This is a genomic window from Chloroflexus sp. (genome assembly GCF_056331925.1).
Window position 1 is genome coordinate 125,872 of the sequence record NZ_JBWGQH010000005.1, and the last position, 22,528, is coordinate 148,399.

At 53.6% G+C, this 22,528-nt stretch carries 24 protein-coding genes; 16 read left to right on the plus strand and 8 right to left on the minus strand.

The genetic code is table 11. The features are described from left to right. Window positions 1-145 precede the first annotated feature (145 nt). The 4 genes from dnaX (at window position 146) to AC01ZF_RS04380 (ending at window position 3,710) form a co-directional block, all read left to right on the plus strand. Entirely contained in the window at window positions 146-1,987 is a 1,842-nt protein-coding gene (gene dnaX / locus AC01ZF_RS04365; RefSeq protein WP_428111248.1) for a DNA polymerase III subunit gamma/tau, read from the plus strand. 175 nt (window positions 1,988-2,162) lie between these two features. Further along, on the plus strand, window positions 2,163-2,465 hold the full coding sequence (locus AC01ZF_RS04370) for a YbaB/EbfC family nucleoid-associated protein (RefSeq protein WP_015941905.1): 303 nt from the start codon (window positions 2,163-2,165) through the stop codon (window positions 2,463-2,465). 18 nt (window positions 2,466-2,483) lie between these two features. Next, window positions 2,484-3,101 carry a recombination mediator RecR gene (gene recR, locus AC01ZF_RS04375; protein ID WP_424674466.1) on the plus strand — a complete coding sequence of 206 codons (618 nt, stop codon included), beginning with the start codon at window positions 2,484-2,486 and terminating at the stop codon, window positions 3,099-3,101. A gap of 237 nt (window positions 3,102-3,338) precedes the next feature. Beyond that, entirely contained in the window at window positions 3,339-3,710 is a 372-nt protein-coding gene (locus AC01ZF_RS04380) for a hypothetical protein (protein WP_424674465.1), read from the plus strand. On the opposite strand, the gene AC01ZF_RS04385 is transcribed toward AC01ZF_RS04380, so the two are convergent. The 4 genes from AC01ZF_RS04385 to AC01ZF_RS04400 all read right to left on the minus strand — a co-directional run bounded on the left by AC01ZF_RS04385 (window position 3,705) and on the right by AC01ZF_RS04400 (window position 7,443). Next, window positions 3,705-4,133: a DUF3037 domain-containing protein gene (locus tag AC01ZF_RS04385; protein ID WP_424674464.1), complete on the minus strand. Its 429-nt coding sequence runs from the start codon at window positions 4,131-4,133 to the stop codon at window positions 3,705-3,707. The two genes, AC01ZF_RS04380 and AC01ZF_RS04385, sit on opposite strands and share 6 nt — an antisense overlap. Further along, window positions 4,114-4,890, minus strand: coding sequence for a HipA family kinase (locus AC01ZF_RS04390; RefSeq protein WP_424674463.1), 777 nt, complete (start codon window positions 4,888-4,890; stop codon window positions 4,114-4,116). The genes AC01ZF_RS04385 and AC01ZF_RS04390 overlap by 20 nt, the downstream gene beginning before the upstream one ends. After that, window positions 4,890-6,641: an alpha-amylase family glycosyl hydrolase gene (locus AC01ZF_RS04395; RefSeq protein ID WP_476575141.1), complete on the minus strand. Its 1,752-nt coding sequence runs from the start codon at window positions 6,639-6,641 to the stop codon at window positions 4,890-4,892. Before AC01ZF_RS04395 ends, AC01ZF_RS04390 begins: the two co-directional genes overlap by 1 nt. A gap of 127 nt (window positions 6,642-6,768) precedes the next feature. Then, complete coding sequence (locus tag AC01ZF_RS04400; RefSeq protein ID WP_424674461.1) at window positions 6,769-7,443, minus strand: uracil-DNA glycosylase; 675 nt, start codon at window positions 7,441-7,443, stop codon at window positions 6,769-6,771. Window positions 7,444-7,545: 102 nt separating this feature from the next. Here AC01ZF_RS04400 and AC01ZF_RS04405 point away from each other — a divergent pair, with 102 nt between their 5' ends. The 8 genes from AC01ZF_RS04405 (at window position 7,546) to AC01ZF_RS04440 (ending at window position 16,768) form a co-directional block, all read left to right on the plus strand. After that, window positions 7,546-8,430 (plus strand): alpha/beta fold hydrolase, encoded by an 885-nt coding sequence (locus AC01ZF_RS04405; protein ID WP_424674460.1) that lies wholly within the window; start codon window positions 7,546-7,548, stop codon window positions 8,428-8,430. Window positions 8,431-8,587: 157 nt separating this feature from the next. After that, the gene (locus AC01ZF_RS04410; RefSeq protein WP_476575142.1) at window positions 8,588-9,643 is read left to right on the plus strand and encodes an SAF domain-containing protein; all 1,056 of its coding nucleotides are present in this window, start codon (window positions 8,588-8,590) and stop codon (window positions 9,641-9,643) included. A gap of 105 nt (window positions 9,644-9,748) precedes the next feature. Further along, window positions 9,749-10,999, plus strand: coding sequence for a CpaE/TadZ family protein (locus AC01ZF_RS04415; protein ID WP_424674458.1), 1,251 nt, complete (start codon window positions 9,749-9,751; stop codon window positions 10,997-10,999). 50 nt (window positions 11,000-11,049) lie between these two features. Next, window positions 11,050-12,441 (plus strand): TadA family conjugal transfer-associated ATPase, encoded by a 1,392-nt coding sequence (locus tag AC01ZF_RS04420; protein ID WP_424674457.1) that lies wholly within the window; start codon window positions 11,050-11,052, stop codon window positions 12,439-12,441. 43 nt (window positions 12,442-12,484) lie between these two features. Further along, entirely contained in the window at window positions 12,485-13,483 is a 999-nt protein-coding gene (locus AC01ZF_RS04425; RefSeq protein ID WP_424674456.1) for a type II secretion system F family protein, read from the plus strand. A 9-nt stretch (window positions 13,484-13,492) separates the two neighbouring features. Beyond that, entirely contained in the window at window positions 13,493-14,428 is a 936-nt protein-coding gene (locus AC01ZF_RS04430) for a type II secretion system F family protein (RefSeq protein WP_424674455.1), read from the plus strand. Window positions 14,429-14,430: 2 nt separating this feature from the next. Next, complete coding sequence (locus AC01ZF_RS04435; protein WP_424674454.1) at window positions 14,431-14,787, plus strand: DUF192 domain-containing protein; 357 nt, start codon at window positions 14,431-14,433, stop codon at window positions 14,785-14,787. Window positions 14,788-14,803: 16 nt separating this feature from the next. After that, window positions 14,804-16,768: a glycosyltransferase family 39 protein gene (locus AC01ZF_RS04440; protein WP_424674453.1), complete on the plus strand. Its 1,965-nt coding sequence runs from the start codon at window positions 14,804-14,806 to the stop codon at window positions 16,766-16,768. Between the two features lie 15 nt (window positions 16,769-16,783). On the opposite strand, the gene AC01ZF_RS04445 is transcribed toward AC01ZF_RS04440, so the two are convergent. The 4 genes from AC01ZF_RS04445 to AC01ZF_RS04460 form a co-directional block, all read right to left on the minus strand. Next, window positions 16,784-16,966: a hypothetical protein gene (locus AC01ZF_RS04445; RefSeq protein WP_476575143.1), complete on the minus strand. Its 183-nt coding sequence runs from the start codon at window positions 16,964-16,966 to the stop codon at window positions 16,784-16,786. After that, window positions 16,966-17,544, minus strand: a complete 579-nt coding sequence (locus tag AC01ZF_RS04450; protein WP_476575144.1) for a stage II sporulation protein M — start codon at window positions 17,542-17,544, stop codon at window positions 16,966-16,968. The genes AC01ZF_RS04445 and AC01ZF_RS04450 overlap by 1 nt, the downstream gene beginning before the upstream one ends. Window positions 17,545-17,728: 184 nt before the next feature. Then, on the minus strand, window positions 17,729-18,535 hold the full coding sequence (locus AC01ZF_RS04455) for an isopentenyl phosphate kinase (protein ID WP_428131936.1): 807 nt from the start codon (window positions 18,533-18,535) through the stop codon (window positions 17,729-17,731). Between the two features lie 5 nt (window positions 18,536-18,540). Beyond that, window positions 18,541-19,488, minus strand: a complete 948-nt coding sequence (locus tag AC01ZF_RS04460; RefSeq protein ID WP_476575145.1) for a decaprenyl-phosphate phosphoribosyltransferase — start codon at window positions 19,486-19,488, stop codon at window positions 18,541-18,543. A 162-nt stretch (window positions 19,489-19,650) separates the two neighbouring features. On the opposite strand from AC01ZF_RS04460, the gene rdgB reads away from it, so the two are divergent. From rdgB to AC01ZF_RS04480, 4 genes are all read left to right on the plus strand, one after another. Continuing rightward, window positions 19,651-20,256 (plus strand): RdgB/HAM1 family non-canonical purine NTP pyrophosphatase, encoded by a 606-nt coding sequence (rdgB, locus tag AC01ZF_RS04465; protein ID WP_476575146.1) that lies wholly within the window; start codon window positions 19,651-19,653, stop codon window positions 20,254-20,256. Between the two features lie 69 nt (window positions 20,257-20,325). Continuing rightward, window positions 20,326-21,246, plus strand: coding sequence for a branched-chain amino acid transaminase (locus AC01ZF_RS04470; protein ID WP_424674447.1), 921 nt, complete (start codon window positions 20,326-20,328; stop codon window positions 21,244-21,246). A 248-nt stretch (window positions 21,247-21,494) separates the two neighbouring features. Next, a complete protein-coding gene (locus tag AC01ZF_RS04475; RefSeq protein ID WP_476575147.1) occupies window positions 21,495-22,136 on the plus strand; it encodes an ABC transporter ATP-binding protein in 642 nt (213 codons plus the stop codon). A gap of 131 nt (window positions 22,137-22,267) precedes the next feature. Next, the gene (locus AC01ZF_RS04480) at window positions 22,268-22,465 is read left to right on the plus strand and encodes a hypothetical protein (RefSeq protein ID WP_424674445.1); all 198 of its coding nucleotides are present in this window, start codon (window positions 22,268-22,270) and stop codon (window positions 22,463-22,465) included. The last annotated feature ends 63 nt before the right edge of the window (window positions 22,466-22,528 follow it).

Sequence of the window (22,528 nt, forward strand, 5' to 3'; positions counted from 1 at the left end):
TCAGTCATGTGCGTCGAGCATGTCGGCTTGTCCTGAGTTGTTGTATCGATCGGCGAGATACAAGTTCCCACTCCAACCCCAACTACAGCGCCCGTTGCTCTCTGGTATAATACCCTTTGCTGTTTGAACAATACCTGAAAGCACGATGGCAGTTCAATCACTCTACCGCAAATGGCGTTCCCAGACCTTTGCCGAGCTGGTAGGGCAAGAGCATGTGGTGCAGACACTGCGCAATGCAATTGCCGAAGACCGGGTCGGTCATGCCTATCTGTTCACCGGTCCGCGCGGTGTTGGGAAGACGACAATGGCGCGGTTGTTGGCGAAGGCGGTGAACTGTCTCCATCCCGATCCCGCGGCTCGTCCGTGCGGTACCTGCGAGATGTGTACCGCTATCGCTGATGGTCGTGCCGTTGATGTGATTGAAATGGATGCTGCCTCGCATACCAGTGTTGAGGACGCACGTGAGATTATCGAGCGGGTGCAGTTTCGCCCCAGCGTTGCTCGCATGAAGGTCTATATTATTGACGAGACCCACATGCTCTCGACGGCAGCGTTTAATGCCCTGCTCAAGACATTGGAAGAGCCGCCCGATCACGCCCTGTTTATTCTCGCGACGACCGAAGTGCATAAGGTGCCGGCGACAATTTTGTCGCGATGTCAACGATTTACCTTCGTGCGTCATAGTGTAACCTCGATGGCAGCCCACGTGCGCCGGATTGCTGCTGCCGAGGGTATTGTGCTCGCCGAAGGGGCGCCGGAAGCGATTGCCCGTGCTGCGACCGGGAGTATGCGCGATGCACTCGGTATTCTCGAACAGTTAGCCTCGTTCGTTGAAGGGCCGATCACGCTTCAGCATGTGCAAAGCTTGCTCGGTATGACCGCTGCTGCTGAGGTTGATGCGCTGATTGAGGCCCTGCTTTCCGCCGATCTGACCGCTGCGCTGCGTGCGGTGAATGCTGTGGCGAATCAGGGCGCCGATCTGCGCCAGTTCGCCCGCGATGTGGTAGAACGGCTGCGTGCCGTGATGTTGCTCAAAGCGACCGGCGACCGCACGCTGCTCGATCTTGGTGATGATGAGGTGGCGCAGTTGATGCAATGGGCACAGCGGGCCGAAATGGCGGCATTGGTGCAGTGGGTGAAACTGTTTAGCGGCCTCGATTATCAGTTACGTACCACTCCCTATGGTCATCTCCCGCTCGAAGTGGCGGTCGTCGAGGCGTTAGTAGCTCCAGCCCCCGTCGTCCAATCGGTCACGCCGCATCCACACGCAGTCCGTCCCCAACCGAGTCCGTCGGTGCCTGCTTCGCCCACCACTTCGTCGGCACGCCCAACCACCGATCAGAGCCTGGCGTTTGCGGTCGCCCCCGCACTCGCGCAACCATCGGCGCCGGTCAAACCGAGCCGCGCAACGCCTCCGCCGTCCACCGAGCCGCCAACCTCCTCTCCACTGCCCGCAACACCGCCGGTCGCGCCGCCAACCACCACCGAATCAGAAGTGGCGCCCACTGCCGATCCGCCGCCCCCGCCGCCGGCAGTATGGGCGGCAGTACAGCAGAGTCGCCCACCGGTTGATTATCCCGCGGCTCGTGCTGCCGATGCCGATCTGTCGCTCCTCGAACGCCTCGAAGCAACGTGGGAAGACTTCAAGCGCGATGTGCGCCCGCGTAGTCCTACCGTACAGGCTCTGCTCAACAGTGCGCGACCCTACGATGTCGAGGGGAATACCATCGTTTTGCTCGTCACTTCGACCTTCCATAAAGAGCGGCTAGAAGATCCGAAAAATCGCGCCATTATCGAAGAAGTTCTGCGTCGTCGGTTTGGTAAAGCGTATGCAGTGCGCTGTACGATCGAAGAGAAGTCGACTGAGCCGACCGATCTGCGCGGTAAAATTCGTGAAGCCCGCAAAGATGAATTAGTGCGCGCTGCCCTCAATATTTTCGATGCCCATATTGTCGGTATTGAGCCACTGGAGCAAGAACCGGAATAATTGCTGTACAATCTATCGGCAATATGGTACCCTGTGTAAAAGAAGTATATCGTGATATGGTGCTATTCAGCGAAAACGCAGATGGTGATAGTCCTGTGACAACGCGACATGATAACTGTCACCTTCCAAACCCGAACCTAAACCTCTTTATCCGTGTGTGAAAGGAGAAACCTCGATGAATCAACGCCAACTTATGCAGATGGCTCAGCAAATGCAACGCCAGATGCAGAAGGTGCAGGAAGAACTGGCCGCAACTATTGTCGAAGGGACGGCTGGTGGCGGCGCGATTGTCGTGAAAATGAACGGCCATCGTGAAGTGCAGTCGATCACTATTTCGCCTGAAGTGGTCGATCCTAACGATGTTGATATGTTGCAAGATCTTCTGCTGGTCGCGATCAATGATGCGTCGCGCAAGGCTCAGCAATTGGCCGAAGAGCGCATGCAACCACTGACCGGCGGTCTGAAAGGTCTTTTCTAAGTTCGTTATGGGGAAAGTATGACCGTTCACCCAGAGCATCATCTGATCGCCGCTCCGGTAGCCCGCTTGATCGAGGAGTTTGCCAAGCTGCCCGGTATTGGCCCGAAAACAGCCTCTCGCCTTACGTTTTATCTGCTGCGCGCCGAACCAAAGCAAGCCCAAGCGCTTGCCCAGGCAATCCTCGATGTCAAAGCGCAGGTGGGTTATTGCCGACGCTGTTTCAATATTACGGTCGATGAGCTGTGCCCAATCTGCCGCGACCCCTCACGCGATCAGACCAAAATCTGCGTGGTTGAAGAGCCACTCGATGTACTCGCTATTGAACGTACTGGCGCCTATCGTGGTCTCTACCACGTGTTACACGGTCATATCGCTCCCCTCGAAGGTATCTACCGCGAGGATCTGAAAATCGATGAACTAATTGCTCGTGTGCGCAGTGAACCGGTGAATGAAGTCATCCTCGCTACGAATCCCAATACTGAAGGGGAAGCAACGGCGTTCCTGTTGCTCCGCGATTTAGCACCGCTTGGGGTCCGAGTAACGCGCCCGGCCCGTGGTTTGCCAACCGGTGGTGATTTAGAGTGGGCCGATCCTGAAACCCTCGGCTCAGCATTAGAGGGCAGACGGGAATTGTGAGAATATCGTGCGTGAGGTTGGGTGCAGGGTAATTCTGCCCCTTCCTCTGCGTATAGTCACTCTTTCCTTCTCCCCTGTCGTGAGGAGTAGCCGGGTATGAGGGGGATCATCCCCCACAAGTGAGCAGTACGTTCATCGCTATACTTAGCCCCTTCTCCCCATTGGCGAGGAGAAAGTCCAGGGATAAGGGGCTTCTTCCCTGCGTAAGTGCTTGACCATGCCTTGACAACGTAATCTATGAACGTCACCACGATCCTCAACGAAACTATCACCGGTGTCAAAGGCGCCCAATTTGCCGGGATTGTCGGCACTGATGGTCTCGGTGTCGCAATGGTGTACCATCCTGCTGCTGCCGAACTCGACCTTGACATCGAACTGGCCGAACTCGAACTCGCCGAACTGGCCTCGCGTGCTACTGCCGCTGCTGCACGCATTGGGGCCGGTTTCGTCCGTGATCTGGTCATTGAAACCGATGTCTTGCTTATGTTGGCAATCCAGATCATGCCCGGCTACTACGGTGTCCTCGGTGTCCTTAGCGAAATGGCTAATGTGGGAAAAGCACGCTTTGCCCTCCAAGCAATGGTCGAACGGCTACGAACTGAGCTATAAGCCCATTGCGGGCGTTTGTTGGTCGGCAATGACCCCGCCCGACATCGGCACCATCTGCCGAAAGATGTGGGTGAGCATTGTTGGGGCGTGTTCGCATAACCCGCAGTGTACCGCCGATGGTTGGATCATCGTGCTACGGGTAGCCGTCAGCCAGCGGAAGCGCTCATAAATCGGCAGTTCGCCAAGTGGGCCGGCTGCCGCACCGCCGGCACATATCAACTCAAAAGCCGTCAATTGCTCTCGTATTGGGCCAAGATCGAGGTCGGGCCAGAGTGCATGAATCCGTGCTTCATCGAGATGAAATTGAATACCAAGAAACCCCTGTTGCCGACAAAGCAAAACGACACCGATATTGATCTGCTCACCGCGCTCAACCCGCGGGACCAACCGCAAGAGGGCGTACTCAAAGGCGCTCGCGGGCATCGATAGCCTCCTGTACGAATGCACGCGGCGCTGCTAGCCGCAGACGAAGATACTCGATATACGCTTCCCGATGGGCTTCGAGCGATGGGAACCTTGGATCAACGAGCCATTCGTCCGGGACAAGCTCTACAATTTCCCTAAGTAATTCCGGGGTGATCCGATGTGTCAACTCGGTATCAGCCGCTGCCAAATCGTTTGCCGCCGGCAACAGCACATGATCGCGGATCTGGTTGAACGGCGCGCGGGCGCGTTGTTGATAGTCGTGCCACGTATAATGCATATAGAGCGCTGCGCCATGATCGATTAAAAAGAGCTGCCGGTGCCACCAAAGCATATTCGTGTTGCGCGGTGTCCGATCGACGTTGGTGATAAACGCATCAAACCAGACGATCATCGAAGCCAGCTTGGGATCGAGTTTGCGGGTCGTCGTTGGTTCAAACGCTAACGCGCCGGGCAAAAAATCTACCGCTAGATTCAAACCGGCGCTGGCCATTACCAAATCTTGTATCTCGCCGTCAGGCTCATTACGCCCAAGGGCTGGATCAACCTCGATCAGGACGAGTTCGGGTGCCGGTAACCCTACAGCGCGGGCGAGTTCACCACAGATCAACTCGGCTACCAGCACTTTAGGCCCTTGTCCCGCCCCACGAAACTTTACCACATACAGGCCATCGTCATCGGCTTCAACAATCGCCGGCAACGAACCGCCTTCGCGTAACGGTTCTACGTAACGGGTTGCAGTGACTCGCCGTAACATCAGCGCTCCAATTTCAAGATGTATCCCGTCTGAGCGGGAATCTCGCTAAACGGTTGATAGTCAATAATTGCTCCATCACTGATGGTCAACGGTGCCGGTGTGGTCGGTGGTGTTCCGTACAATGGTCTCAGCCGGTACGTTCCTGTCGGTAGATCACTTCCACTCACCGTAAGCGTGAACGGTTCGGTTGATGTGACATCGAAATTAATGATCACAAGAACAAGATCATCGCCGCTGCGCCGAATATATGCCGCTACATCATCACCGTTCGCTTGCAACGGTATCAAATCGCCGTGCGCCAATGCCGGTGTGTTGATGTGCAAGTGTATCAACTGCCGGTAGGCGTTGAGTAATGAATCTGGATCTTCGTCTTGCAGCATAACATTCTTGACCGGATAATCGGGTTGTGGCAGTTGCCACGGAAAGCCGCTGGTGAAGCTGCCAAACTCCTCTTTCGTCCATTGCATCGGTGTGCGAATGCGCTCATCGGGTTTGACACCAACCATCCCGATCTCTTCACCATAGTAGATGAAGGGTAATCCCGGTATTGTCAGCAACGCGAGCGCTGCCAGTTTGGCCTTGGCAATATCATCTCCCAGAATCGACATCACTCGATTTTGGTCGTGATTGGTCAAAAACGGTGCCCAACGTTGGTAGGGGAGTTGGGTATAGGCATCTTGAACTGCTCGCATAAAGAGCTTGCTTAGCCCGGTATTGGCCGCTCCGACGATCTGTTTGGCGACCTCAAACTCGAAATAGTAGTCGAGCTGGTCAGGGTAATAGGGCGCTAGTGTGCGCGGGTTACCGTTAAATACTTCACCGACGGTGAATGTTCCCGGTAGCTCGCGTTCAAGAAAACGACGGAAATTGCGCAGCCATTCAAATGTCTCGGCAGTATCTTCTTGCAGGGTGTAGTATTCGATCAGATGCTTGATCGCATCGAGTCGAAAGCCGGCCACGCCCATCTCTTCCACCCAGAAGCGGGCAATGTTGTAAGCTTCTGCAGTGACCTCAGGATTACGATAGTTGAGATCGGGCATCCCGCTCCAAAAAACACCATAGTAGTACTCATCACGGAACGGTGATTTGTGCCAGACGACGTTATTGCCGAACGGGCCGCGATAGCCGGGATCGATTGCCGACCAAAGATACCAATCGCGATAGGGAGAGGTGGGGTCGCGTAACGCTGCTTGGAACCAAGGGTGTTGCGTACTGGTGTGGTTTAACACCAGGTCGATAATAATCTTGATCCCACGCTTATCGGCTTCGGCGACCAATCGCTTAAAATCATCGTTGGTACCGTAGTCTCGTTCGACCGTGTAGTAATCAATCGTATCGTAGCCATGATAACTGGCTGCTTCGGCAACTGGCATCAGCCAAATGCAGTTGATCCCAAGATCGGTGGTGGTCGTTGGATCGCCGTCGTTCAGATAATCGAGCTTGGCGATAATCCCGTTAAGATCGCCATTCCCATCACCGTCACTATCGTAAAACGAACGCACGAAGATCTCGTAGCAGACGGCACTATTCCACCAACCGGTTGCAAGCGGAAACGGGGTTGCCGTCGGGCCGGGCGTGATCCGGGGTGGTAGCGTTGGCAAGCGCGGATCACGGGTTGGTGTCGGCGGACGGGTATTGGTTGGGGTGGCAGTCGTGGGAGGAGACGCAACGGGACTAGGGACTGTAGCGGTCGGTAGCCCACACGCTGCCAAGAGGATTGCAGTCAATAAGAAGAGAGATATTCGGTGCATACAAAACCGTTTTACTGTCAATCATTTTGTCTGTCTGCATTATATCAGAAACGGTGTCTTTGCGTCGCTTGGCGTCGTTGCGATAAGTCACTTTGCTCCTTAGCGTTGCGTGGCGTCTTTGCGTATTTCAGCGCCTTTGTGTTCCTCTACTACGCAACCCCTCGGTAAACCGGCGGGCGCCACCTTGTGCGGGATGGCGAACAGCATCATGCGCGATGCCGAGTTTCGTCAATGCTTGACTTGCGATCCGGCCCATCGCCACGACCGGACAACCGGCAAAGAGCGCGCAAACTTGAGCTAAGAAGGGTAACCCAAGCGCTAACTCATCGTGCCGCGGGGTGCGATTGCTGTGTGGATTACCGGGTTGGTGTGGATGCAACGGGAACGCATTCCAACCAACTGCAAACAGGTTCAGTGCTGCGAGTTCACGATAGACGATGGTTGCCGTCTGTTCACGCGAGATTCGCCCATCATTGGTAGCCAGCCGGAATCCGCGTGCCACGCCAAATTGACCAAGTGGCTCAATCCCGTCGAGCAGAATCTGTTCGCTGGTAAACGGGACTCCGGTACGGCGTGCCCCTTTGTATCCCGGCGCTTCACCGATTAACAAGAGATCGGGTCCTCGCTCTAGCGCTAACGCTAAGGCAAGGGCCAAATTGGCCCGTCTCGTCGCATTACCGCGTTCTTCTTCGCTACTGGTGGCCTCCCAAGCGTACATATTCACCGTATTGACCGGTGCTGGTAACGCAGCCAATGCTTCGATAATGGTTCTAATACTTGTCTCCGTTGCGTACAGCGCCATAATTGTGACTTAGCAAAATTATCAACTTCAAGCATTGTGCAGACAACACTCTGTAACTGTTTGGGATTATAGTGGATTCAGCGAATAATATGGAGGTGGGTCATGTCAACGTCACCGACAATTTGGGAGATAGAAAGTCCGGTAGGGCCGATTGCGTTTCGTGTATCTGGGCAAGGGCGACCCCTGATCTTAGTGCATGGGTGGGGAGGTTCAAGCCGGTACTGGCTAGCAGCGCCGGCATTTTTGCCCAACCGACGGCTCATTGCGATCGATCTGCCCGGATGTGGAGCATCACCGGCACCGCTTGAACCGGTAACACTCGATTCGTATGTTAAAGCCATCGTAGCAGTCGCCGATGAGCTAGGTCTCGATCGCTTTGCCCTTGCCGGGCATTCGTTGGGTGCAGCGGTAGCGCTTGCAGTTGCCGGTCAGGTTGGCGAGCGGGTGGAACGACTAATCTTGGTCAGCTTTGGTTTTGGCGCCAATGTCTACGAAGATAGTCTGGTGACGGTGGCCGGTGCCCAGTGGCAAGTAGCTGCTGCATATTGGCGTCCGTGGTTGGTATGGTGGCGTCCATGGTGGAGCGTCACTCAGCAGTGGCGCGAGGCATGGTGGACGTTACCACCGACACCGGAATTGCTCGCTCGCCCGATGGTCCATCGCCCACTCGACCGATCACTGCTAGCACAGGGAATTGCCGATTTGGTAGCCATGGATCCCTTAGTGGCGATTGAATCGGCGGCGATTATGGGCCATCCCCAGCTCAAGCGTGCTGTTCGCCGTCCTTTACCACCAATGTTGTTGATTAGTGGTCAGCATGATCCGGTTTTTCCGCCGATCAATGTACGGGCCTTCAACCGATATGTCCCTGAGGCGCAGGTTGTCTTACTTCCCAATTGTGGTCATGTACCAATGGTTGAAGAATCGGCTACGTGCTATCACACAATTGCACGCTTCCTCGATGGAGAAAACGATTATTCGTCGTAACTTTTAAACCATAGATAAACCATAGAATTGAGCGTAATGACTCATTGCCGCATGATAAAGAGCAACATTTCTGTCACCTCTTGCCTGTGTATGCTATAATGGGCAAGGTAATGCGCGGAGTCGACCGACTTCGCTCTGAACAGGAAGGTTGCCTTCTATGCGGCGTGGCGCGTTACTGTTTCTACTCATCGGACTCATCATCATCATCGGTGGATTTGCGGCTTTCTTGTTGCTACGTGGTGGTGCGACACGACCTAATGCCGGAACTGAGCCGAATGTACCTCCACCGCCAACAGTAATCCCATTGGTGAAAGTCGTACAAGCGGCTGTCGACATTGAAGCAAATACCTTGCTGAATGATCCGACCCTGCTCGAAGTCGTTGAGGTACCGATTACCGAATTCGATGAGCAAAACGAGTTTAGCAACATCAGTGATGTGCTCGGCAAGCTGCTGATCAATCCGGTGGTCGCCGGTCAACCCATTACGCGCAACAATATACGTGACGCCGGCCTTGCTCAGCGTCTACCCACGGCTGCACCCAATCAGCCGCGTGTGAAAGCCTACCCGCTTGTGGTCAACAGTCTCTCCGGGGTTGCTGATCAGATTGCAATAAATGACTTTGTTGATGTAGTGGCGACCTTCTCGGTCGAGCGCCAGATTATTCGGCCTGTATCTGCCCAAGTTATTACCGCGAATGATGTTGATCAACCCGTCCGTGAGTATCAATACGGTGAGACCCAGAACTTATTGACTACCAAGACCATTATTCAGCGTGCCCAAGTGTTACAGATCGTGCGGCCGGCAGCACCGGTACAAGAGGGTGAAGCGGCGCAGGGGCAAGGTGCCGCCGGTGCCTCCAATTTGCAATCGTCATCAAGCTTGCCGCAAGTTGATGCTTCTGGTCAACCGATTACCGGGCCGCAGCTAGAAAATGCAACACCGCCGAGTACCTTGACGGAAGGGATTTGGATCGTTGTGTTGGCGCTGAACGATCAGCAGATCGAGCTGCTGGAGTTTGCGTTGCAATCAAATGCACGGATTGTGTTGGCATTGCGCAGCAGTGACGATGTGGCAATTGAGCAGACGACCGGTGTGACCATTGATTTACTGGTGCGTGAGTTTGGGTTGCCATTGCCACGCCCGTTGCCACCACGGGTGTATGGTGAAGCTGAGGTTTTCGTTCCTGAACCAACGCCAACTCCGCGGCCATGAACTATTCCAGAAGTGCTGGCTATAGGGTACAATTAGATAAGGTAGCAATGTTCGGTACTTGCGTCCGTTGCCAAGCAGACATATCATCATCCGAGGAGCCACCGCATGAGTGAGGGTGAAAAGATTCGAGTCATGATCGTCGATGATATTGTTGATACACGCGATCAGCTCGAAAAGTTGCTCTTCTTTGAAAAAGATATTGAGGTTGTCGCCAAGGCGAGCAACGGACGCGAAGCGATAGCTTTTGCCCGTCAATATCGCCCACAAGTTATCTTGATGGATATCAATATGCCCGATATGGATGGGATCGCAGCCACCGAAGCGATTCTTACCCAAGATCCGGGTATCCAAGTTATTATCATGAGCGTGCAGGGCGAGACCGATTATATCCGACGGGCGATGTTGGCTGGCGCTCGCGAGTTCCTGATTAAGCCGATCAGTGCCGATGATCTCTATCGCTCGATCCGTCATGTTGCCCGCTTGGCAGCAATGCGTCCGGTTGTGCCGGTGGCCGGCGGGGCAGTAGCCGGCGCGGTTGGTGCTGCTCAACCATCGGCCGATGGTCAGATCTTTGCCGTCTTTAGTCCTAAGGGTGGGGTTGGCGTTTCCTCAATCGCTGCCAATCTGGCCGTGGCTATCCGTCAGCAAACCAATAAAAAGGTTGCACTGGTCGATGGTAATGTTATCTTCGGTGATCTGAGCGTGCTGCTCAATCTCCGCGCCGATAAAACGATTATCGACGTTGCGTCGCGGATTGAGAACCTCGATCGCGATTTACTCAACGATGTAATGGCGACTCACCCAACCCAGGTGAAGGTGCTCTTGGCCCCCCCTGATCCGCAACGTGGTGAACTGGTCACAGCCGATCATATTCGGGCGATTCTTGAAATGTTACGGCAGGAGTACGACTATGTCGTGGTTGATACGCCGGCTTCATTCCAAGATCGCTCACTTGCCGCGCTTGATTTGGCTCAGCGTGTGATTACCCTTATGACCCTTGAGATGCATTGCATCCGCAATGTCAAGCTGTTTCTCGAAGTTGCCGATCTGCTTGGCTACCCGAACGATAAGGTCATGCTGGTGCTCAATAAAGCTACGAATCGCACCGGTATCCGCGCTGAAGAAGTAGAAAAGCATCTCCAGCGGAAACTCGCTCTGCAAATCGGTGATGCTCCTCACGAGATGACACTGGCGATCAATCAGGGTACACCGATTGTTATGGCAAAGCCTAATCATCAGGTGGCAAAAGATATTATGAATTTGGCCCGCGAGTTGGTGGTAAAGACCGACAAAGAGGCGGTTGCTGCGAGTAGTCCGAAGCCGAAGCTGTTCGGTCAGTGGTTACCACGACGTTAATGAAATCTTAGCTTCGTACAGTTACTTGCGCTTGTCAGGAGGTGATCGCGATGTCGTTATTGAAACGAATTGGTGGTGCAACTCCTCCGTCGGTAGAACCGACGGTGTCGCGGTCGCCGGTGCGCCCTGAAACCGGACGTATAGCGCCGGTTGGTGTGCCGAATACGGAAGACACCTTCCGGGAGTTACGTGCTCGTGTGCAGGATCGTCTCATCAACGAGCTAAACTCGCAAGTTGATTTGAATAATCAGGCGAAAGTGCGTAAGCAGGTTGAAGAAATCTTTAACTCGATTCTCGATAGCGAAAGTATTGTGCTCTCGCGGGCTGAGCGCCAACGCCTCTTCGAGAGCATTACCGCCGATATTATCGGTTTGGGACCGCTCGAGCCGTTGCTGGCTGACGAAGAGATTAGTGAGATTATGGTCAACGGCCCCAAGCAGGTCTATATTGAAAAGAAGGGTAAGTTGATCAAGACCGATGTGACGTTTGCCGATGATGATCATGTGATGCGGATTATCGACCGCATTGTGGCTCCGTTGGGCCGCCGGGTTGATGAATCATCGCCGATGGTTGATGCCCGCCTCAAAGACGGTTCGCGGGTGAATGTGGTAATCCGTCCGTTGGCGCTGAATGGACCGACAATTACTATCCGCAAGTTCCGCAAAGACAAACTCACCGTACAAGATTTGGTGCGCTTTGGCTCGATGTCGCAAGATATGGCTGATTTTCTTGCCGCTTGTGTGAAAGCGCGCCTCAATATTGTGGTTGCCGGCGGTACCGGTTCCGGTAAGACCACACTGCTGAACGTCCTGTCGTCATTCATTCCAGAAGATGAGCGGATTATTACCGTCGAAAATGCGGCGGAATTGCAACTTCGCCAAGAACACGTGGTGACCCTCGAATCGCGTCCGCCAAACGTGGAAGGTAAGGGCGAAGTCACGATCCGTGATCTAGTCATCAACTGTCTGCGGATGCGCCCCGAGCGGATTATTGTCGGTGAGTGTCGCGGCGGTGAGACCCTCGACATGTTGCAGGCGATGAACACCGGTCACGATGGCTCGATGACGACGATTCACGCGAACACACCACGTGATGCAGTGAGTCGTATCGAGACCATGTGCTTGATGGCCGGTATGGATCTCCCCGCACGTGCTATTCGCGAGCAGATCGCGTCGGCCATTCATGTGTTCGTCCAACAATCGCGCCTGAAAGATGGTTCACGTAAAGTGACCCAGATTACCGAAGTCGCCGGTATGGAAGGTGATGTGGTTGTTCTCCAAGATATTTTCGTCTTTGAGCAGACGGGTATTGATGAGAAAGGCAAGATTGTTGGTCATCTGCGACCAACCGGTGTTCGGCCGCGCTTCCTCGAAAAGTTTGAAGCGCTTAATATCTTCTTGCCGCCAACTATCTTTGGGTCGTCAGAACGATTTAGCTTCTGATCTGCTCACTGCTTACCGGCGCTAGAAGGAGGCGTTGATCAGTATGGATGCTTTGCTCTCACCCGAAATGATGCCGGTTGCACTCACTGTGTTGGGCTTGTTGCTCCTTGTACTGGTCGGAGCAGTGGTGATGCTGATGCGCCCATCGGCTACCGTCGATGTGTCACAGCGCCTTGAGACGTTTGCCGGCGGTAAGGTGCAAGAGCGCTCGAATGAACCAATTGCGCGACAGGCAATCGAACGGATCGACGCAGTGGTCGCCAGGAGTAAGCAGGGGAGTTCAATCAAGAATGAGTTGTCCCGTGCTGCTCTGAAGTTAACAGTGGCCGAGTTCTTCGGCTTGAAACTTGGCGCTGCCCTCCTGGGTGGGGTGTTCGGAGCATTTTTGGGACGGGCGAGTCCTTATGCTGCGCTCGCTTTAGGTCTGTTGTGTGCTATCATTTTCGCATTTCTCCCTGATATATACGTGAAAGTGCGTGCTGCACAGCGCGTGAAAGCATTCAATAATCAGTTGGGTGATGTGATAACGATGATGGCTAACGCCTTGCGTGGCGGCTATAGCTTTTTGCAAACGCTCGATATGGTTGCCCGCGAAGCACCGGACCCCGCTTCCACCGAGTTTCGTCGGGTTGTGCAAGAAGTTGGACTTGGTCGTTCAACCGAGGAAGCTTTGCAGAATTTGCTCCGACGGGTGCCGTCTGATGATCTTGATCTCCTCGTTACTGCGGTTAGTATCCAAATGGAAGTGGGTGGTAATCTGGCACAAGTACTCGATACCATCGGTCATACCATTCGTGAGCGCGTGCGAATCAAAGGTGAAATTTCAACGCTGACTGCCCAAGGTCGTATTTCATCGTGGATTATTACTGGTCTTCCAATCGGTCTAGCTGCGTTTATTACTGTTGTTAATCCTGAATATATGGCTCCTCTTTTTACATTTGGGCTGCCACCCCAAGCGTGGTGTTGCATGCCGGTAACGTCGCTGTTTATGATCGCATTAGGCTATTTTGCTATTCAGAAGATTATCGATATCGAAGTGTGAGGTGCAGCGATGATGGATATCTTAGTTCTCACCGGTGTTTTAGTGATAGGAGCTGCACTGATTATCATCGCCGTTAGGCAGATGAATCAGTCGCGTGCAATTAGTGAGCGTCTCGATCAATATACCGATGTTTCATTGTCGCTCGAAGAGTTGGAATTGCAGCAGCCGTTCCGCGAGCGTGTGCTTGTTCCAATGTTTCGCGCGTTGTTGAGTTATTTAGGTCGCTTTGGACTCAAGCAAAATCAGGAGCGCTTGCGGGCGAATCTGCAAATGGCCGGTAATCCCGGTAATATTTCACCCAATATGTTCATTGGGTTACGAATGGCGCTGGCTATTACGTTGGCGTTTGTCATCAGTCTCCTGGTGATAGGTCGCTTGCCGTTTATCCAGGCTCTGGCCGGTGTGGCAATTGTATTTATGATCGGCTATATTCTGCCTGGTATCTGGCTTGATCGTAAGATTAAAGAGCGCAAGAAGAATATTCTTAAAGCGCTCCCTGATGCGCTTGATCTGCTCTGTATTAGTGTTGAAGCAGGTCTCGCGTTCGATTTAGCACTGCAACGTGTGGCCCAAAAGTGGGACAACGAATTGTCGCACGAGTTTCAGCGTGTGCTGCAAGATATCCGGCTTGGCCGTACTCGCCGTGAGGCATTACGCGATATGGCAGTCCGTACCGGTGTCGAAGATGTGCAGACGTTCGTTTCAGCAGTGATCCAGGCCGATCAGTTGGGTGTCTCGATGTCAAAGATCTTGCGCATTCAGTCCGATCAATTGCGTACTCGCCGCCGCCAACGCGCTGAAGAGGCTGCCCAAAAGGCACCGGTTAAGATGTTGATTCCGATGGTCTTCTTGATCTTCCCGGCGCTGTTTGTTGTCATTCTCGGCCCCGCAGTGCCTCGGATTATGTCGGCATTGGGGGTGATGAATAGTGGCATGGGTAATTGAGTGTGAAGGTTCGAGTTGTAAACCAGACTCGGCGCGCTGTCCTCGCGTCGCACTGCGAGGTGGCGCGTACCTTTTTTTCTCGTGGCCGCGGTTTGTTGGGTCGCACCTCATTACCGGAAGGCGGCGGTCTGTTGATCGAGCCTTGTAACAGTATTCATATGCTGTTTATGCAGTTCCCGATTGATGCGATCTTTGTTGACTGTCATGGCAATGTGGTGGCACTGTATCCATCATTACCACCATGGCGCCTCTACGCCGGTCATCGCCACGCACGGTATGTGCTCGAACTTCCGGTTGGTGTGATCGCGACAACCCAGACGGCGCTCGGTGATCAGATCGTTATTCAGCCGACAACATAATAAGCGTTGTTTGAAGATGAGACAGCATCGTGTTGATTGGATTTGGCTGACGCCGGTGCTCGGCGTCGCTTTTGTTGTGTTGTATCTGACAACCCTCACCGGTGTCCATACGTATGATGCGCTTTCGTACATTCTCGATGTTGACCGTAAGCCGTGGCCGGAATTGTTCCATCCTCATCATCTCCTCTACGGTCCGTTAGGAGCTACAATCCGAGCCGTTGCCATTGGTTTGGGATGGCAGGGTAGCGCCGAATTGTGGCTGCAAGCTACCAACGCGCTGGTCGGTGTTGTCGGTGTGGTTGCAGTGTTCGTCCTCTGTCGTGTCGTGACTGGTACGACGGTACCGGCGCTGGTGGCAGCACTAAGCGTTGGCTCGAGCTATGCCTATTGGTACTACGCTGTCGAGGTTGAGGTCTATACGCTTGCTACTGTGGCCCTGATCGTTGCGTTGATCTTGTTGGTCCAATTGGTACGGACACCGCGCTGGCAGACGGCATGCTGGTTGGGGCTGATCAACGGGATTGCCGTATTGGCTCATCAAACTAACGTCTTGTTGGTCGTACCGGTACTGTTAACCATTGGATTAACGGTTTCCGATCTTCGTACCCGCTTGCGCTTTGCAATCGCTTATCTGCTCCCATTGGGACTTCTAGTTGGTGGGGCGTACCTTTGGGTCGCCTTTGGCGTGAGTGGGATGCGCCGTTGGCAAGATGTGTGGTTGTGGTTGACAGGCTATGCCCGCACCGGTTTCTGGGGAGGGGCGATTGATGCGTCTAAGCTGGCCGGCTTTGCTAAGGGCTGGCGTGAAACGCTGGCGATGAATGGTGGCGGTTGGGTGGGGTTGATTGCCCTCACCGTGTTACTAACCGGTTGGCGAGGAATTGCTCGGCTGCCCTTCCCGTTACTGGTTGGTGTCGTGAGTTGGTTAGTGGTGTATGGCCTGTTTTTTCTCTGGTGGGAACCGGACAATATCGAGTTTTGGATTGCTAGTTTACCACCGCTGGCAGTGCTGTTGAGTGCAGCATTGTCCGTTGATCATCCGCTTGAGCGGCTGCACACCGGTGGAGCCGGGGTGATCGGTTTACTGATCGCAGTCGTGCTCTTGAGCCTGAATCTGCCGGCAATTAAAGAGCGTGGAGATCCGACACGCGACCTCCAGCGTAGAATTGCGGCATCTTTGGTTGATGCCAGTAATCCCGGCGATCTGCTGATTGTTCCCGATGGAGTGCTCGAACTGTATTTACCGCACTACTGGCAGCGTGATACCGTTTACAGTCTGAATCAAGCAATGACTGCTGGCGGCGGTAATTGGTCTGTTGCTTGCCAACTTATTCGCCGACGGATCGACACAGCCTTAATGAGTGGCTACGCAGTGTTCATTGCCGATGACGCGCGACTGCCCTTGCCGGCGCCACCCGACCAGCCGCCTACCCCTGCCGAGCGGTTCGGTTTGGCTGCCGAAACGGTATCAGCTTGTTACACGCCGTTCGAGACAATGTTGCGTCCGTTGGGATTGGCCGATGATCTTCCTACCTATCGGATGATCCCAAGTGCAACGGCGCTCGCTGTCGGTGAGGGCTGGGATTTTCGTAATGGACGTTGGGGATGGCATGCAACCGGAGTTACGACTGAAACGATAATTACAACCGGTTGGCAGATGACACCGGCCATCGATCCAGCTTTGCTCAGCCCACCGGTGTCGTTCACGCTTGACCGAGTGACAGCACTAGAGGTTCGCATCGCCACCACGACGACGGCTCGTGATGCCCAGCTCTTCTTACTCGATCCGGCAGGTCAGACGAGTGAAGAACTCTCGGTGCATTTTACGCTTGATCGTGGGTCGGAAATGGCAACGTATCGGATTGATTTGACAGGATTAGCAGAACGGCTCGATCGGGTCGGTGGTTTACGCTTCGATCCGGTAGGTATTGGCGATGGTGGAACACTTATCGTTACGTCAATTCGGCTGATCTGGCGCTGAAGGGGGTGAACCGTCTCAAACTTCATGCCCGCTTAGGAATAAATACGTATAAAGTAACCCACCTGAACCAAGGGAAAGGATAAGTTTGAGCAAAAACGGCAGATCGGTTGGTGAGATAAATGCTTCGATCAGCCCTGCCGTAACTAATATCACGGCACAGCTGATCACGAGAATAATGGCGCGGCGCCTGGCGATCATCAGCGCATTCCGCCGGCTGAGTGTTCCCGTCCCGGACGTAAGATAGCCCACGCAAGTTGCAAACCGGCGCCACCGGCGATAAAAATGGCACTGAGTTCGAGCGCAAGATGGCCGATGACAAAACTCCACAAATTATCGGCGAAGGCGAAGCGTTGAGCAATCCCGGCAACAGTACCCAACAACAAGCCGTTTGTCAACAGAATATAGAAGGTGTAGATACCAAAGGTTATCCCACCGGCAAACGCGCGGATAGCAACATTCGTCATGATCTCGGCTGAAGCAGCAGCAGGCCCTTCGTTAATCCGTAACCACCACTCTTCACCGTTTTGAATCTGGGAGACAATACCGTCGATTCCGGGAACAAACGATTCACCCAAGGTCGGATCGCGAAATGCGGCGATAAACGCAATGATTGCCGGTAACAGAAAGACCAAGGCTGCGGTGAGCGTCATCAGCCAAGTTGCGCGAAACGTGCGCGGTAAGGTCGTGCGAAAGAACGTAAAAATCCGGTTTGGCTCGTTGAAACTGTAGCGATAGATAGTACCGTGGGCGCGGGCAACGAGCTGGTTGAGATACACAGTCTGTGGATGATCAGGGAAGTCGCGGCGTGCAATCGCTCGGTACAGACTTGGCGGTACAACTCACCCAATTCGCGTAGTTCCTCCGCCGGTAATTGGACAATGCTTTGATGCGCTTGATCAAGTAGCGCTTCAAGTCGCGCCCACGCGCTGCTGCGTTGCCGAATCTGACGGTCAGGTGTAATCATTGCTTGATGAGCGTACCGTTTGTTAACGGTTGGCCGAGCAGCGCTGCCGTCAGGAGTGACGGGTCTGGCCCAATCAGACGCACTTCAAGATCGGGAAGGGTCTCGACCAACTGCCACATCAATTCGAGTTTACTCCGCATCCCGCCGGTGACATCCGCAGCACGCGAGGCGCCGGCGCCGTGTAACACCTGTGCGATATTGGTGTGGTCGATCAGCGGGATTGGTTGGGCTGTCGGATCACGATGTGGATCGGCGGTATAGACTGCTGCTTCGCCGACGAGAATGATCCGTCGTGGGCGAATCGGGCTATGAAGGGCGAGAAAACGTAATAGTGCCTCGGTTGAGATAATCGCGGTGCCTTGCACGGTATCAAAGGCGACATCACCGTGGATCACGGGTACCAAGCGACGTTGCAATGCGGCACTAATAGGTCCGATCTCCCAGTGGGTAATTTGGCCGTGGGCACTGCTCAGGGAGGCCGATGGTTGCAAACAGACAGCCGGTACACCGGCTGTCAGCAGTGCATCAACCACAATCCGGTTGAGACGCAGGGCAGCGGCAGCAGTCAGCGCGAACCCGGTATGGTCAGCATCAATCGGTGTACCAAGATGGACACCATAGCGCGCGGCGTAGTGATGACCAAACGAACCGCTCCCGTGACCGAGCACGATGGCTAGGGTTGGATCGGCAGCGCGTGCTGCGGCAACTGCACCGGCCAATGCCTCGATTACAGCGAGATCGGCTGATTCACGACCGGTTTTATCGGTAATAACCGAACCACCGAATTTGACGAAGGTATACACAGCGTTTACGACGGAAAGATGATCAATACCCCTAATACGGTTATACCCCACAACACGATACTCAACGCTAACGGACGATCTTGCAACACCAGATCTTCGGGGGTGCCACCGCCGTCGCGCTGATAGATCAAATACAGGTAGCGAAAGATCGCATAGACCACGAATGGGATGGTGATCATGAGCATCGGAAACGGCTCTTTTGGGGCAACGGGTGCCGAAAAGGCTGTCATACTGTACGCCATCACGATGCTCGCTGTAACGATTGCCTGCATCTGATCGAGCAACGGGATCGAATACTCGTCAAGAATGCGCCGATGATTGCCGGCCCCATCTTCGAGTAACTTTAATTCGTGACGACGTTTACCAATACCGAGAAACAGGGCAAGTAGCCCCATACAAACGATCAGCCACGGGGTGATGATAATATCGATAACCGCAGCACCGGCAATCGCTCGTAAAATAAATCCGGCGGCAATAATTAAGATATCGAAAATGACGATATTTTTCAGCCAGAAACTATAAAGAAAACCCTGCACAATCACATAGATGCCTAGTATAAGAGCAAAATCGAGATCATTGTCAAGCCAGACGGCAAAGGGAAAGACGGTAATAATCAAAACAATGGCAGTTATCGTGGCGAGTGTCGGACTAAGTAGGCCGGCGGCGAGCGGACGGTAACGCTTTTTCGGATGAGCGCGATCTTTTTCGATATCGACAAGATCGTTAATCAGATAAATCGCGCTCGCCGCCATACAAAACGCGATGAACGCACCGATAACTCGCAAGAGCTGTATCGGTTCGGTATACCACAGTCGTTCTTCCGAAAAGGCAATTGCGGCGAAGACAAAGATATTCTTGATCCACTGCCGTGGACGCATTGTCCGCAACAGCGCGCGGAGTGACTGGATACTCAGTGGGGTGGTGCGTTCAATTGATTGAGAAAAATCTTTCATTTCTACCCTATGTGACATCGCTGCGATGCGCATTTGTCTTAATTGTACCACGAGTAATTAACCGCTCGTGCAGGTGTCAGTGTTTGCTCAACTTCTCTCATTCGTGTACAATGGCGCATAGACTATTGTCAACTGTACAATCGGGTAATTAATCTTTGCATCATGCGTGAATTGTTAATCGCTACCCACAATCCGGGAAAACTACGCGAGTTTGCTGCGATCTTTGCCGATCTCAACTTGCGGCTCTACTCCTTGAACGATATCGGTATTACTACTGTGATTGAGGAGACCGGGCAGACATTTGCTGAGAATGCACGGCTGAAAGCCGAGGGTTACCGAGCGTTAAGTGGCTTACCGACACTCGCTGATGATAGCGGACTAGAGGTAGCGGCACTAGGTGGTGCGCCGGGTGTCCATTCAGCCCGTTACGGTGGAGTAACAGGTGCAGCGCAGTTGCAGTATCTGCTCGATCAAATGCGCGATATACCGTGGCACCAGCGCATAGCACGTTTCGTCTGTGTGATCGCTATCGCTCATCCCGATCATCCCACCGAGTTGGTCGAAGGTGTTCTCCCCGGAGTTATCGAATTCACTCCTCGGGGTAGTGGTGGGTTTGGATATGACCCTCTCTTTTACATTCTCGATGAAGATGCAACTTTAGCAGAGCTGAGTATCGAACGAAAAAATCAGATTAGTCATCGTGCTCAAGCGGCCCGCGCCGCACGTGAGATATTGGCTCGTTGGCAAAGTATGACCATCAACCCGTAGGAACGCCTGGTTGTGTGTTCCCTGGATTGGACACCCGGTTGTGCATGCTCGCAATAAAGGAGATGATCAATGCCGATCCAAAAAATGGATTACATCTGGTTCAACGGTGAGCTGGTGGAATGGGATAAAGCAACCGTTCACGTTATGGCGCATGTCATCCATTACGGCACCAGCTTTTTTGAGGGTATTCGCTGTTATGAGACGCCGCAGGGACCGGCCATTTTCCGTCTTACCCCTCATATGCAGCGGCTGATCGATTCGGCCAAGATCTATCGCACTACTATCCCCTATACGCTCGACCAGTTGGTTGCAGCAGTAAAGGAAACGGTACGCGCTAATCGTTTACGTTCTGGCTACATCCGGCCCGTCGTCTTCCGGGGTTATGGCGAGATTGGTGTAAATCCGCTGAACAATCCGGTTGAGGTTGCCATCGCTACGATTGAATGGGGAAAATATCTCGGTGCTGAAGCAATGGAACAGGGGGTCGATGTCTGCATTTCATCATGGAACCGCTTTGCCCCAAATACGATGCCGGCCTTAGCGAAGGCGGGTGGCAATTACATGAACTCACAGCTGATCAAAATGGAAGCGTTGACGAACGGTTACGCTGAGGGTATTGCCCTTGATGCTGATGGTCATGTGAGCGAGGGTAGTGGTGAGAATCTGTTTCTGGTGCGTAACGGTATCGTTTATACCCCACCGCTCACCTCTTCCATCCTGAGCGGTATCACCCGCGATACGGTGATGACCCTCTTGCGCGATCTGGGAATCGAAGTGCGTGAACAGATACTGCCACGCGAGATGCTCTATCTGGCCGACGAACTCTTCTTCACCGGGACAGCAGCCGAGATCACACCGATCCGTTCGGTTGATCGCATCCCAATCGGTATAGGCCGGCGTGGGCCGATTACTGCCGCAGTCCAGGCAGCCTTCTTTGGAATTGTTCAGGGTGAGCAGCCTGATCGCTACGGATGGCTGGAATACGCCTGACCGGATCATCGTTGAGTCGGTGCGTGTTCTATTCTAACCCGTCTGACTGATGCCAAGAGCGAGTTGCGCAACACTGATGCACCTCCTCTTGGCGTCAGTGTTGTGTGGCTGGAGACCATTGCCAGTTCTAGACAACATGCCGTATAATACAAATATATCTGTGCAAATGGTTTCTATATATAATGCAAATGCTTGACAAAACTGTCATCCGGTGTGATCGGGTTACGAAAACCTATACCGAGGGCGATGTGCAGCGCACGGTACTGCACGACATCACGATCACGGTCACTGCCGGTGAGTTCGTTGTGCTGCTCGGCAAGAGTGGTAGTGGGAAGAGCACCCTGCTGAATCTGGTGAGCGGGATCGATACCCCCACATCGGGGACGATCTGGGTAGCCGGTCAGCGGCTCGATCAGCTTAGTGAACGTGAACGAACGCTGTTTCGCCGTCATTCCATCGGGTTCGTGTTTCAATTCTACAACCTTGCCCCCACGCTGACTGCACTGGAAAATGTTCTGTTACCGCTGGAGTTGAACGGTCAACGCGGTGCGGCAGCGCGGTCAACAGCTTTAGCTATGCTCGATGCAGTTGGATTGGCAAATCGCGCTCATACCTACCCTGACCGTTTGAGCGGTGGTGAACAGCAGCGGGTGGCAATCGCTCGGGCGCTCGTCCATAATCCCGATCTCGTGTTAGCCGACGAACCGACCGGCAATCTGGATAGCGACACGGGTGCGCACGTGCTCGATCTGCTCGACCGGCTTACTCGCCAAGTGGGGAAAACACTCGTGATGGTGACCCACAGTCGCGAGATGATCGGGGTTGCCGATCGGGTGTTGCAATTACGCAATGGTCGAATCTTTGAAGATGCTTCATTGCCGACACGATGAGTAGCTTGTTAGCTGTAAACGATGAGATATTCAGCCGATCGCAAGGCGTATTGGTTACTGTAGCCTTGTTACCGGCATCTATATGATGAAGAGGTACAGTCAATTTTGAAATATAAGGAGGTACGTAACGAATGATCCATACCAACCACCATACAACCCCCAAAGCTCCACGCTGGATCAAGACCGAAGCAGGTTTGTGGGCGTGGGCTACGAATGAAGAGTGGCGCCGCTTCGCCGATCGGGCGCTGAGCGTGAGTGAACGTCAGCGATTGTTGGAAGAAGCTGAGCGGCTCCGTTCTCAGACGATGACTATTGCCGACCACGCTTAGTAGCGGGAATCGGTGCAATATAATTGCGGGTGGTACGATTGCCACCCGCATCATAGTTTAAGC